This window comes from Pantoea sp. EKM10T (assembly GCF_011800685.1).
GTDB lineage: Bacteria > Pseudomonadota > Gammaproteobacteria > Enterobacterales > Enterobacteriaceae > Pantoea > Pantoea agglomerans.
Genome location: NZ_JAALEU010000001.1, coordinates 662,264 through 675,004 on the forward strand (window position 1 = coordinate 662,264; position 12,741 = coordinate 675,004).

General features: G+C 54.2%; 15 protein-coding genes. 11 read left to right on the forward strand and 4 right to left on the reverse strand.

Annotated elements, in window-relative coordinates; translation table 11 throughout:
* Positions 1-14: 14 nt before the first annotated feature.
* Positions 15-1,025, forward strand: coding sequence for a Ppx/GppA phosphatase family protein (locus HFD95_RS03105; RefSeq protein ID WP_167429818.1), 1,011 nt, complete (start codon positions 15-17; stop codon positions 1,023-1,025).
* Positions 1,026-1,045: 20 nt separating this feature from the next.
* Here the strand turns inward: HFD95_RS03105 and HFD95_RS03110 are convergent, their stop codons facing one another.
* The gene (locus tag HFD95_RS03110; protein ID WP_010246232.1) at positions 1,046-1,258 is read right to left on the reverse strand and encodes a DUF2767 family protein; all 213 of its coding nucleotides are present in this window, start codon (positions 1,256-1,258) and stop codon (positions 1,046-1,048) included.
* A 212-nt stretch (positions 1,259-1,470) separates the two neighbouring features.
* On the opposite strand from HFD95_RS03110, the gene HFD95_RS03115 reads away from it, so the two are divergent.
* The 4 genes from HFD95_RS03115 to HFD95_RS03130 all read left to right on the forward strand — a co-directional run bounded on the left by HFD95_RS03115 (position 1,471) and on the right by HFD95_RS03130 (position 3,822).
* Positions 1,471-1,719 carry a YqjD family protein gene (locus HFD95_RS03115; RefSeq protein WP_010246235.1) on the forward strand — a complete coding sequence of 83 codons (249 nt, stop codon included), beginning with the start codon at positions 1,471-1,473 and terminating at the stop codon, positions 1,717-1,719.
* 169 nt (positions 1,720-1,888) lie between these two features.
* Positions 1,889-2,059: a hypothetical protein gene (locus HFD95_RS03120; RefSeq protein ID WP_010246238.1), complete on the forward strand. Its 171-nt coding sequence runs from the start codon at positions 1,889-1,891 to the stop codon at positions 2,057-2,059.
* Positions 2,060-2,422: 363 nt separating this feature from the next.
* A complete protein-coding gene (locus tag HFD95_RS03125; RefSeq protein ID WP_010246242.1) occupies positions 2,423-3,484 on the forward strand; it encodes a glycosyltransferase family 9 protein in 1,062 nt (353 codons plus the stop codon).
* Positions 3,484-3,822, forward strand: a complete 339-nt coding sequence (locus tag HFD95_RS03130; protein WP_163762926.1) for a DUF1493 family protein — start codon at positions 3,484-3,486, stop codon at positions 3,820-3,822. The genes HFD95_RS03125 and HFD95_RS03130 overlap by 1 nt, the downstream gene beginning before the upstream one ends.
* Here HFD95_RS03130 and HFD95_RS03135 read toward each other — a convergent pair.
* The 3 genes from HFD95_RS03135 to icd form a co-directional block, all read right to left on the reverse strand.
* Positions 3,816-4,823 carry a glycosyltransferase family 9 protein gene (locus HFD95_RS03135; RefSeq protein ID WP_163762925.1) on the reverse strand — a complete coding sequence of 336 codons (1,008 nt, stop codon included), beginning with the start codon at positions 4,821-4,823 and terminating at the stop codon, positions 3,816-3,818. The two genes, HFD95_RS03130 and HFD95_RS03135, sit on opposite strands and share 7 nt — an antisense overlap.
* A gap of 633 nt (positions 4,824-5,456) precedes the next feature.
* On the reverse strand, positions 5,457-5,654 hold the full coding sequence (locus HFD95_RS03140; RefSeq protein ID WP_010246253.1) for a hypothetical protein: 198 nt from the start codon (positions 5,652-5,654) through the stop codon (positions 5,457-5,459).
* A gap of 523 nt (positions 5,655-6,177) precedes the next feature.
* Positions 6,178-7,428, reverse strand: coding sequence for an NADP-dependent isocitrate dehydrogenase (gene icd / locus HFD95_RS03145; protein WP_010246256.1), 1,251 nt, complete (start codon positions 7,426-7,428; stop codon positions 6,178-6,180).
* A gap of 104 nt (positions 7,429-7,532) precedes the next feature.
* Here icd and rluE point away from each other — a divergent pair, with 104 nt between their 5' ends.
* From rluE to phoP, 6 genes are all read left to right on the forward strand, one after another.
* Positions 7,533-8,195, forward strand: coding sequence for a 23S rRNA pseudouridine(2457) synthase RluE (gene rluE, locus HFD95_RS03150; protein ID WP_029519000.1), 663 nt, complete (start codon positions 7,533-7,535; stop codon positions 8,193-8,195).
* 44 nt (positions 8,196-8,239) lie between these two features.
* The gene (locus tag HFD95_RS03155; RefSeq protein WP_010246262.1) at positions 8,240-8,713 is read left to right on the forward strand and encodes an NUDIX domain-containing protein; all 474 of its coding nucleotides are present in this window, start codon (positions 8,240-8,242) and stop codon (positions 8,711-8,713) included.
* Positions 8,714-8,755: 42 nt separating this feature from the next.
* Positions 8,756-9,868 (forward strand): tRNA 2-thiouridine(34) synthase MnmA, encoded by a 1,113-nt coding sequence (gene mnmA, locus HFD95_RS03160; protein ID WP_010669869.1) that lies wholly within the window; start codon positions 8,756-8,758, stop codon positions 9,866-9,868.
* Positions 9,869-9,910: 42 nt separating this feature from the next.
* The gene (gene hflD, locus HFD95_RS03165; RefSeq protein WP_010246266.1) at positions 9,911-10,552 is read left to right on the forward strand and encodes a high frequency lysogenization protein HflD; all 642 of its coding nucleotides are present in this window, start codon (positions 9,911-9,913) and stop codon (positions 10,550-10,552) included.
* Between the two features lie 44 nt (positions 10,553-10,596).
* Positions 10,597-11,967, forward strand: coding sequence for an adenylosuccinate lyase (gene purB / locus HFD95_RS03170; RefSeq protein WP_010246268.1), 1,371 nt, complete (start codon positions 10,597-10,599; stop codon positions 11,965-11,967).
* A gap of 104 nt (positions 11,968-12,071) precedes the next feature.
* Positions 12,072-12,740, forward strand: a complete 669-nt coding sequence (gene phoP / locus HFD95_RS03175) for a two-component system response regulator PhoP (RefSeq protein WP_010246270.1) — start codon at positions 12,072-12,074, stop codon at positions 12,738-12,740.
* Position 12,741: the final 1 nt, after the last annotated feature.

A 12,741-nucleotide genomic window follows, 5' to 3' on the forward strand; every position in this document is an offset into this window, starting at 1 on the left:
CCCCCGGAGTCGCTATGCGTTCTGCTGCGCTGTCTGCTGTCACGCTGTTCTGCTCACTGTTTTTTACCGCTGCTGTCCATGCCGATCGCTGCCAGCAAATTCGCGCCGGTCTGGATATCGGTTCCGGCACCACCAAAATTGCGGTAGCCCGTGTCAATGTCTGCCAGCTGCGCATCGAAAAGATGCTGTATCAGGATCAGCGCGCCGTGGCCTGGAACGAGGCCTTAGCGCATTCAACAGATAATCAGCTCAGCCCGGCGATGACTCATGAAGGTGCCGCCGCCCTGCAGCAGCTTTTAACGCAGGCACGGCGCTTTCATCCACAGCGGATCAGCGGCGTTGCCACGGCGGTGTTCCGCAACGCCAGCAACGGTCAGGCGGTCATCGATCAGTTGCAGCGCCAGACCGGTGCGCAAATCAGCATCATCTCGCAGCAGCAGGAAGCGAAACTCGGTTTCCTCTCCGCTAAAGCCGCGCTTAACGATCCGGCGATCCGTGATGAGCAGCTGCTGGTCTGGGATATTGGTGGGGGATCGATGCAGATGACTGCCTGGCGACAGCAGGCGGGTCAGGCGGTTGCAGATATCTATCAGGGCAAACTGGCCTCGGTGACGCTGAAAAACTTTATTCTGACGGTGCTGAAGAACAGCCCGGAGGCCAAATCCCCTAATCCGATTGGCTCCTGGCGGCAGTCGGTACTGCGCTTTGTGCAATTTTATGCCGCTAATGAGGTCAGTCCGCAGATTAAACAGGATCTGGCGAGCCGTCGGGTCATTGGCATCGGCGGCGTACATGGTTTTTCAATCCGCAATCAGTTACCGGGCAAACCCCATCGCTACAGCCTGACGACATTAAGTCAGCTGTCGCAGCAGCAGGTCTGGAAAGGCGACAGTGAACTCCCGGGCGACTACCGGGTTACTGATGTCAGCAATCTCTTACTGGTTGAAGGTTATATGCAGGCGCTGAAAATTAATGAGGTTACGATTGTTGAGGCCAGTCTGATTCAGGGCGTGCTGCTGCAGTAGCGCAGCGTTTCCGCACTATGCTATACCTCAGGCTTAATCAGCCGGATAGCATGATCCAGCATCCGCTGCTCATCCCGTTCACTGTGGGCCCGCTGCTGACGTATACGTTTAAGCAGGTCGTAGATTTCGCCACGGCGGGTGTCATGGCCGCGCTCCGACAGCACAATGACCGCATCGCCAATGACCCGGCAGACTTCGTCATAGTCGTCATCATTCAGTGCATCACGTTTCATTGCTTATCCTCCGGCTGTAGCTTTGACTATGGCTGTGGCAGCGCCTGAGTGCGCCTCTCTTTCCAAAGGCTAGACAGTAAATCCCTTACCCGCAAACGCAGCGCCATTAACAGCCAGAAATGATTTTTTAGCCCATTTTCCTCCGCTGGAGGAGCAGAATTCACTATCTTTGCTACGCTTTGAGGGTCTCACTCAAAACCAAGGAGCAATAAATGTCAGGAAAAATCGAAGATAAAGTAAAAGAAGCCGCTGGCGCAGTTCAGGAACAATGGGGTGCAGCAACCGGTTCATCTGAGCATCAGGCTAAAGGCGCAGCACGCCGTTACACCAACCAGGCAAGCTATGCTGCCCGCGATGCTGCTGACTGTATCAAGGATCAGGTTCAATCCAATCCTGTTGCAGGTCTGGCCGTTGCTGCAGGCGTTGGCGTATTTATCGGCTTCCTGCTGGGCCGCAAGTAATCGCGCTGAACGTCAACAGAACGGGAGCCACTGGCTTCCGTTTTTTTTTGCCAGGCCGCCTTCCGCCGGCTGAGAAACATCTGAAAGATAAGCCTTTTCAGGCCAGAATGCGGTAAGTATCTATGCTTAGTCTGGTTTCGTCTCTTTCTGACAACATCAAGGTGACCTTATGAAAACAATTCCTGCCCTGCTGCTGGTTGCAGCGACCTTAACCTCTCTGGCGGGCTGCTCGCAGAAGAGCGACGCAATTAAAGATGATGGCCGCCCTCATGCACCAAGCGGTCAGTCGTCACCGGGCGGTACGCTGGGTTCAGGCCCGGTGGGTCAGCCACAGTCGTAATACCCTGCCCCGGCACACGTGCCGGGGTTTGTTTTATCGCATGTTTTTTAATAGATAGAAGTCATAGAATAATTCCGCTAATAATTAACCTGCTATTAGTTATGGCCGGAATCAGAATATTTTCCATACTTTCCTTTTTATAAGAATCATCCCATCTCTTTTTAATAATCTCTTACTTCTTTTACACAATTCTGTATATATACCCAGAATAAACAACATTAAAATTGTGGAAACAATTTAAACGAAATTTCTACGGCAGCGAAAAAATAAACCTTAATAATGAACTTTAGTCGCAGAAATATTCTCTAATAACTCACAACACCTTTTGTTAAATATTATTGATACGTTTAAGAGAATTCAGACGTGAAGAAAAAAAAGATTTATCTGATAGACCGACTTTTAACGCTCTATTCTCGATTTTCCAGCAGAACAAAACCACAGGCCTTGCACGACCTGGCCCCACAAACAGTGGTGATTTACTCCACCACGGCACTGGGCGACTTTCTGATGAATACGCCGGCTATCTGGAGCCTGAAAAATCGCTTTCCCGCCAGCAAGTTTATTCTGGTTTCCAGCAAGAAAAATAAGGATCTCGTCAGCCGTTATAACTGGTTTGATAAGATCTATATCTGGGATAACAAACTGGCGAATTTCCTGCCACTTTTTTTCAAACTGCGCCGTCAGAAACCTGACCTGTCAGTAATATTACACGCCCATTTCCCCTACGATATTATGAGCTCGGTACTGACCGGCAGTAAGGTAATTGTGCGCGATCATTACGGCCGCGAGTCGCCTCTGCTAAATAAATATCTCGATCACTATTCAGGCTATTTTGATGACCATACCATCAAGCGTAAGCTGAAACTGATTGAAGTCCTTGGCGCAGAGACAGAGCAGACCCGGATGCACCTTCCGGCACTGAACAACAGTCCGACTGCAAAGGCTGACCATCGCCGTATCGGTTTTCAGTTAGGGGCATCAAAAGATATTCGCCGCTGGCCGCTGGCCTCCTTCAGCCAGCTGGCGACAGCCTTGCTTGAACGCTGGCCTGACACGGAAATTATCGTTACCGGCACCGCCGCTGAGCAGCCTCTTGAGCAGGAATTTATTGAAAGCCTGCCCCTGCACTACCGTCAGCGTGTGACCCCGATGGCGGGTAAAACGAATCTCAGCGGCCTGATTAGCCTGATTCGCACGCTGGATGTGCTGGTTACCGGGGACACCGGTCCATTGCACATCGCCGTGGCCGCACAGACGCCAACGGTCAGCCTGTTCTCGACCGCCAATCCGCGTTATACCGGTCCCTGCCAGGACAGCGATCGGCACATCATTATTCACCGCCCGGATAAAACCGCCTCACAGCATCCGATGGCAACGATCAAGGCCGATGAGGTCGGGCAGGCCGTGGCGAAACTGGTGGGGTAATGAACGACCTTTCTCAATCCATCATTGCGCTGATTGAGCACCACAATCAGCCAACCGCACTGGGCTGGTTCCGGAAAGTGGATCGGGCGGGATTTCATCTGCAGCAGTTACCGCTGAGTGAAGTGGACTTTGCCATTCTGATGAGTGATTTTTTTATCACTTTCGGCGTCTGTTCAGAACAGTATGATGACGCCCGCTATTTTCCGGAGCCGCGCCGACGGCGCTTTGCAGTGGCAAACTGGTTTACTGTGGGCACAGCACAGCCTTATCGTCCACTGACGGTCGCCATGCTGTGTGAAGCGGCCAGACTGGGACGCTGGCCTGAAGAGGCTTACTGAGTAATGGTATGGGCGAAGGCGTCGTAGACCTCGCTGCTGCTCAGCGCATTGACCTCACGTGACGCCGGTTGCAGCACCTGATAGTTAACCTGCCACGGATGCCAGCACGCCGGATCGCTGTCGCCAAACAGCGCGACGACCGGCAATCCCAGCGCCGCACCAATGTGCATTGCCCCGCCATCACTGCTCACCAGCCCCTGACACAACGACATTGCTGCAATCAACTGCGGCAGGCTGGTGGTTGCCACCGCTTTGATCGGCAGATGCGGGCAGAGCGCCATAATTTCACGCGCTTTTTCATCATCTCCCGGATGACGCGGATTATCACGGCTACCGGGTGACCAGAGCAGCATTATCTGGCAGGGATGACGCGCCGCGATTTTTTCAGCCAGCCCGGCAAACCGCGCGGCTTCCCACTGCTGGCTCGGCTTGCGGGCGCTGATTTGCAATGCATAGACCGGAACAGCGGGATCAATCGCACAGCTGTCACGCAGGCTGGCCGCGATTGCCGCATCCGGCAGCAGCGTCAGTTTGCCTGGCGCTGTGGCGCTGAGATTGAAAGGCCGCCCCAGGCTAAACAGGGTTTCGCTGATATGACACGGCGACTGGCTGGGTTGCGGCAGCAGATCGGTAATCAGCGGATGGGGATGGCCCAGGGCGATCACTCTGGCAGGACGCACTGTTTTAACCCACTTCAGGCCATGCTGATCCCAGCGGCTTTTTGCCAGAATCACCACATCGTAACGCTGTTTTTTCAGGGTCAGCATCAGCTTCAGTCGCTGTAATACACAGGCCAGTCGTCCCTGCCCTGCCTCACGGTGATGCAGTTTAGTGTAATAGAAGAGCTGCCGGATATCGGGATTATGCTGCAACACTGGCGCAGCGTAATTGTTAGTCAGCACGTCGACCTGATGCTGCCCCGATTGCGCCAGCGCACTGATCAGCGGCGTGGTCAGTAAGGTGTCGCCAATATTATCCCGACAAATAATTAAAACCCGCATGTCTGACATCCTCTGCGCAAAGGCTACGCCGTTCTGGCTGAATAAAAGTAAGACTCGCCCGGTTAACGTTCTGAAAACGGTAACGTAACGGTATAGTCAGCAAATTAGTCAGCGCAGTGTCAGATTGGTTCCATGGTTGCGATATTGTTAAAATATGAGGCCAGCACGACAGGCCAGAGACAGGCCTGAATTATTAACCGGATTATTATTTTTACGGCGTCGGCCATGCCGGGCCAGCGTATAGGAAGGAAAAGGCCGCCCATGGCGTAATACTGGTCAGTTAAGATTAGATTTGTAAAGGCTGTCACGGTCAAACGTGCCAGCTTTTTTCCGGGCGAGCGAGCCGCAGTGCGGGCCAGCGCAGGCCGGGGTCGCTCAGGGGCAGGCAATCCGCAGCGCTGAACAGAATGAGTCTGCCAGGAGAGCCCGCAGGACGCGGGCGAAAGGCGGGGCGGCACAGGATGTGCCATCCCCGGCGGTCCGTCAGGCAGGCGAATGAAGTGAAGGAACCGCGCAGTGGCGCGAGGACCTCCAGCCCCTGAGCGGCACCAGACTGCGTTATCACCTGTCGCTTAACTGACTGGCATTACGCCCATGGCGGCCTGAGGTCTCTGGCTTGATGACCGGGATCGGTCAGTCGGCGCGGGTTGTCAGCAGGCTGATAGCCAGCGTCATCACGGGTTCCGGGTTGATTCCGGTAAACATTTGATGAATTTTTTCAGAAATGGCTTCACCAGTCACAGGCTTATTTTCAGCCACGATTTCCATCACCGCCTGTCCAAATAGCAGGCGACATGCCGCAATGGCATCACTTACCGCTTCATCATCCATAATGCTCTCCCTCTGTATCGGCAGAAGCGTACACGTCTGCGGCAACCGGATCATGCGTAACTCTATTTTTTTGTGGTACAGGTTACAAAAATGAATCAGCTGTAAGGAGCAAATAACGTGGCCCGACACATTTAATGCCGGGCGCTTAACTGGTACTGAAAGAGATTAACAGAGGGTCGTTTAACAAATCAGGCATGACAGAGTGGATGACAGATATGCGTTCACTCACTCTTTTACCGTGGCATCAGACAATTCAATTTGCAGAGAGAGTAAAATGCCAGTCAGCGGGAAATGATTTAGCAGCACTCTCACGGAGTAAATGTCTTAAACAGCACGGTGCGAAAGCAATAAGCGCTTAGATGAGTAATCGCTATAACGATGATCGCGGAAAAGCCTGGATTGTGGTTGCTGTGTGAAGGTGATTTTATGAAGAGTTTTGGTGGGATTTTGGCGAAGAATAGTAGGAAACAAAAAGCCAACACGATTTTTACATTCGTGTTGGCTATATGTTACGTAAAGCCGATTACATATTTTCGATGATCGCGTCACCAAACTCTGAACATTTCAGCAGTTTAGCGCCATCCATCAGGCGTTCGAAATCGTAAGTCACAGTTTTGTTAGCGATAGCGCCTTCAACACCTTTAACAATCAGGTCAGCCGCTTCGAACCACTCCATGTGACGCAGCATCATTTCTGCGGACAGAATAATTGAACCTGGGTTCACTTTATCCTGACCTGCATACTTAGGTGCTGTACCGTGGGTCGCTTCGAACAGCGCACACTCGTCACCGATGTTGGCGCCTGGTGCGATACCAATACCGCCAACCTGCGCTGCCAGAGCGTCAGAGATGTAGTCACCGTTCAGGTTCATACAGGCAATAACGTCATACTCAGCCGGACGCAGCAGGATCTGTTGCAGGAACGCATCAGCAATCACATCTTTAACGATGATCTCTTTGCCGGTGTTCGGGTTTTTGAACTTCATCCACGGGCCGCCGTCGATCAGTTCGCCGCCGAACTCTTCTTTCACTAACTGGTATCCCCAGTCTTTGAAAGAGCCTTCGGTGAACTTCATGATGTTGCCTTTGTGAACCAGGGTCAGTGAATCACGATCGTTAGTGATGGTGTATTCCACTGCCGCGCGCACCAGACGTTTGGTGCCCGCTTCTGAACACGGTTTAACGCCGATACCGCACTGCTCAGGGAAGCGAATTTTCTTCACGCCCATCTCTTCGCGCAGGAACTTGATCACTTTGTCCGCTTCGGCAGAGCCCGCTTTCCACTCGATACCGGCATAGATATCTTCGGAGTTTTCACGGAAGATCACCATGTCGGTCTCTTCAGGACGTTTAACCGGGCTTGGCGTGCCTTTGTAGTAACGTACCGGACGCAGGCAGACGTAGAGGTCAAGCTCCTGACGCAGGGCCACGTTCAGTGAACGAATACCGCCGCCGACCGGGGTGGTCAGTGGGCCTTTAATGGCCACGCGATATTCTTTGATTAAGTCGAGAGTTTCCTGTGGCAGCCAGACATCCTGGCCGTAGAGTTCAACTGACTTCTCACCGGTGTAAATCTCCATCCAGGAGATCTTACGCTCGCCGTTGTAGGCTTTCTTCACCGCCGCATCGACGACTTTCAGCATTACCGGGGAAACATCAACACCGATACCGTCACCCTCAATGTAAGGAATGACCGGATTGTTTGGCACTGTGAGCTTGCCCTGATTCAGGGTGATTTTCTGACCTTCCGCCGGAACAACTACTTTGCTTTCCATTAACCTCTCCTGGGCGTTTGTTAATGATTTGTAAGATGCGCGTCAATACTACTTGAATATTTCCGCCACGCCAATCACCGCAATTTCACGTTATAATGCGCCGAATGTTTCTGACTGCAAAGCCCATGCGAAAAACTTCTCAACGAATTCACCAGGATAAACGATTCAGCCGCCCGATGCGTGATGCGCGGCGTTCCCCTGCCCGCCCTGCGGCTCCGCGCCGCGTGATTCTGTTTAACAAACCGTTCGACGTGTTACCGCAGTTCACCGATGAAGCGGGCCGCCGAACACTGAAGGATTTTGTCAGCGTCGCAGAGGTTTATGCCGCAGGTCGCCTCGATCGCGACAGCGAAGGATTGATGGTGCTGACCAACGACGGCGCGCTGCAGGCTGCGCTGACTCAGCCCGGCAAACGCACAGGTAAGATCTATTATGTGCAGGTGGAAGGCGAGCCACAGGAGACGGATCTGCAGCCTTTACGGGATGGGGTTAATCTGAAAGATGGGTTGACGCTGCCCGCGGGCGTAGAAAAAGTGGCTGAGCCTGAGTGGCTCTGGCCACGTCAGCCACCTATACGCGAACGTAAAAACATCCCGACGCAGTGGCTGAAAATCACGCTGTATGAAGGCCGTAATCGTCAGGTTCGCCGGATGACCGCCCACATTGGCTTTCCCACATTGCGATTGATCCGGTACGCGATGGGGAGTTATTCGCTCGACGATCTGGCTCCGGGCGCGTGGCGTGAACTCAGCGAAAGTGCGCTCTGAAAACCGGTTTTTTATAACCTCAGGTTAACAATTGCGGAGAAGTGATGTTTAAACCTCATGTTACTGTCGCCTGTCTGGTTCAGGCAGAAGGTGAATTACTGGTGGTGGAAGAGACGATCAACGGTCGCCCCACCTGGAACCAGCCCGCCGGGCATCTTGAAGCGGATGAAACTCTGCTGGAAGCCGCAGAGCGCGAACTCTATGAAGAGACCGGCATCGCCACGCCGATGCACTATTTCATCGCGATAAACCAGTGGATCGCGCCCGACAGTACGCCTTTTGTGCGTTTTCTGTTTGGCGTGGATCTGGCGGAAAAAGCGCCAACCCAGCCGCAGGACAGCGACATCGATTGCTGCTGGTGGTTGCCGCCAGCGCAGATTCTCACTGCCTCTAACCTGCGTTCGCCGCTGGTCGCGGAAAGCGTACGCCTGTGGCAACAGGGCACGCGCTACCCGCTACATCTGGTCAGCCCGTTCCGGTGGCCGTTTCACGAGGGTGCGCGCCTGCCTTCTGCATGATAGAATGCGCCGCCTGTTTTTTTATCGTAATGCGAGCGTGTCATGTCTGACAACAGCCAGAAAAAAGTGATCGTCGGTATGTCCGGCGGCGTCGATTCTTCCGTTTCCGCCTGGTTACTGCAACAGCAGGGTTACCAGGTTGAAGGCCTGTTCATGAAGAACTGGGAGGAGGACGATGGCGAGGAGTATTGTACCGCCGCGGACGATCTGGCGGATGCGCAAGCGGTGTGCGACAAGCTGGGTATGAAGCTGCACAAAGTTAACTTTGCCGCTGAATACTGGGATAACGTCTTTGAGCATTTCCTCGAAGAGTACAAAGCGGGCCGCACGCCCAACCCCGATATTCTCTGCAACAAAGAGATCAAATTCAAAGCGTTCCTGGAGTTCGCGGCTGAGGATCTGGGCGCAGATTTTATCGCCACCGGTCACTACGTGCGTCGTCAGGACGTGGCTGGCCAGAGCCAGCTGTTGCGCGGTCTGGATGGCAACAAAGATCAGAGCTACTTCCTCTATACCCTGAGCCACCAGCAGATCGCCCAAAGTCTGTTCCCGGTTGGCGAGCTGGAAAAACCGGAAGTGCGCCGCATTGCCGAACAGCTGGACCTTATCACCGCGAAGAAGAAAGATTCGACCGGTATCTGCTTTATCGGTGAACGCAAATTCCGCGACTTCCTGGCGCGCTATCTCCCGGCTCAGCCTGGCGAAATAGAAACCACCGAAGGCCAGATCGTCGGTGAACATCAGGGGCTGATGTACCATACTCTGGGACAGCGTAAAGGCCTGGGTATTGGCGGCCTGAAAGAGAGCAAAGATGATCCCTGGTATGTGGTCGACAAAGATGTGGCGCGTAACCGCCTGATTGTCGCCCAGGGCGGCGATCATCCGCGTCTGATGTCCGTCGGCCTGATTGCGCAGCAGCTGCACTGGGTTGATCGCCAGCCGATTACCGCCCCGCTTCGCTGCACCGTGAAAACCCGCTATCGTCAGACCGATATTCCCTGTGAGATTATCCCACACGGCGACGATCGGATTGAGGTGCGTTTCGACGAGCCGGTTGCAGCGGTGACGCCGGGCCAGTCTGCGGTGTTTTACCTTGGCGAGGTCTGCCTCGGTGGCGGTATTATCGAACAGCGTCTGCCGTTAGTGGCGGAGTAAGCGGGCTCAGCCCGCATTGATGACGCGTAAACAGGAGTAACCGTGGCGAAAAATTATCAGGAAATTACGCTGGCGCTGGCGGGCATCTGTCAGTCGGCCCATCTGGTGCAGCAGCTGGCTCAGCAGGGTCACTGCCAGCCGGAGGCGCTGACCGTATCGCTGCGCAGCGTGCTGGACCTTAATCCTGGCTCAACGCTGGCGGTGTTTGGCAACAATGAAGCCAACCTGCGCCTCGGACTTGAAACGCTGATGGCGGTGCTGAACAGCAGCAGTCGTCAGGGTGCAGGTGCAGAGCTGACGCGTTACACCCTGAGCATGATGGTGCTGGAGCGCAAGCTCAGCGCCAGTAAAACGGCCATGGCGACGCTGGCCCAGCGCATCACTCAGCTGGATCGCCAGCTGGCGCATTATGAACTGGAGTCAGACACCATTCTCAGCGCGATGGCTGCCATCTATGTGGATGTGATCAGCCCGCTTGGCCCGCGTATTCAGGTCACCGGTTCGCCTGCGGTACTGCAGAATACGCAGGTACAGAGTAAAGTGCGCGCCACCCTGTTAGCCGGTATCCGTGCTGCCGTATTGTGGCAGCAGGTCGGTGGTGGCCGACTGCAACTGATGTTCTCGCGTCAGCGTTTGCTGCGTGAAGCGAAAACCCTCTTATCCCGGCTGCCACTGACTTACTAAGTCGGTGCGGCAAAACACTGCTAAATGATTCAGGAGTTGCACTGATGGAATTATCCTCTCTGACCGCCGTCTCACCTGTCGATGGTCGTTACGGCGATAAAGTCAGCCCGCTGCGTGCGATTTTCAGCGAATTCGGTTTGCTGAAATTCCGCGTTGAGGTTGAAGTTCGCTGGTTACAAAAACTGGCCGCGACCGCAGAGATCAAGGAAGTTCCTGCATTTGATGCCGACGCAAACGCTTTCCTTGATGCGATTGTCGCCGGTTTTTCCGAAGAAGATGCCGCGCGCATCAAAACCATTGAGCGCACCACCAACCACGACGTCAAAGCGGTTGAGTATTTCCTGAAAGAGAAAGTTGCCGACGTCCCTGCCCTGCATGCTGTTTCTGAATTTATCCACTTCGCCTGTACTTCTGAAGATATCAACAACCTGTCGCACGCCCTGATGCTGGAAACAGCCCGTCGTGACGTGATCCTGCCTTACTGGCAGCAGCTGATTACCGCTGTGAAAGATCTTGCCAGCGAATATCGTGACATTCCGCTGCTCTCCCGCACCCACGGCCAGCCGGCTACACCGTCGACGATGGGTAAAGAGATGGCGAACGTCGCTTACCGTCTTGAGCGTCAGTTACGTCAGCTGAAACAGATTGAGGTGCTGGGCAAAATCAACGGCGCTGTAGGGAATTACAACGCCCACATTGCCGCCTATCCCGAAGTGGACTGGCATGCGCTGAGCGAGAACTTCGTCACCTCGCTGGGGATCACCTGGAACCCTTACACCACCCAGATTGAGCCGCACGACTATATTGCCGAAATGTTCGACTGCATCGCCCGCTTTAACACCATCCTGATCGATTTCGATCGCGATATCTGGGGTTATGTGGCGCTGAACCATTTCAAACAGAAGACCATTGCGGGCGAGATTGGCTCGTCGACCATGCCGCACAAAGTGAACCCAATTGACTTCGAAAACTCCGAAGGCAATCTGGGCCTGGCGAACGCGGTAATGCAGCATCTGGCCAGCAAACTGCCGGTCTCACGCTGGCAGCGCGATCTGACCGACTCCACCGTGCTGCGTAACCTCGGCGTGGGCGTCGGTTATGCGCTGATCGCCTATCAGGCGACGCTGAAAGGCATCTCGAAACTGGAAGTGAACCGCGATCGTCTGCTGGACGAACTGGATCACAATTGGGAAGTGCTGGCAGAACCGATCCAGACGGTAATGCGCCGTTACGGCATTGAGAAACCTTATGAGAAGCTGAAGGAGCTGACGCGCGGTAAACGCGTCGATGCCGCCGGCATGCAGGCCTTTATCGACAGCCTGGCGCTGCCGGAAGAGGAAAAAGTCCGTCTGAAGCAGATGACGCCTGCAAACTATATTGGTCGCGCTATCCAGATGGTTGACGATCTGAAATAATGCCCGCCGCAGACCGGCCCAGTCCGGTCTGCGTTAACATCTTGTTTAATACATTTCGCGTATACTTTCTGCAGGTTGACTCAAACAGAGTGTAAGGAATTTCTATGCGTGTTCTGGTTGTTGAAGACAATGCCCTGCTGCGCCATCATCTCGCCGTCCAGTTACGTGACATGGGCCATCAGGTCGATGCCGCCGAAGACGCCAAAGAAGCTGACTATTTTCTTCGGGAACATCTGCCCGATATCGCGCTGGTGGATCTCGGCCTGCCGGATGAAGATGGTATGTCTCTGATTCGCCGCTGGCGCAGCGATGCCGTGCGCCAGCCGATTCTGGTGCTGACCGCCCGTGAAGGCTGGCAGGCCAAAGTTGAGGCGCTGGAAGCCGGTGCGGATGACTACGTCACCAAACCGTTTCACATTGAAGAAGTCGCGGCACGCCTGCAGGCGCTGATGCGTCGTAACAGCGGACATGCCTCGCAAATCATCGATATGGCCCCGTTTCAGGTTGATCTCTCCCGCCGTGAACTGACGGTCAATGAACAGCCGGTGAAGCTCACGGCCTTTGAGTACACCATTGTCGAAACGCTGATCCGTAACGCGGGCAAAGTGGTGAGCAAAGACTCGCTGATGCTGCAGCTCTATCCTGACGCTGAACTGCGTGAAAGCCACACCATCGACGTTCTTATGGGACGTCTGCGCAAAAAAATTCTGGCGTTGCATCCTACTGACGTGATCGCCACCGTGCGTGGCCAGGGCTACCGCTTTGATCTCTGAC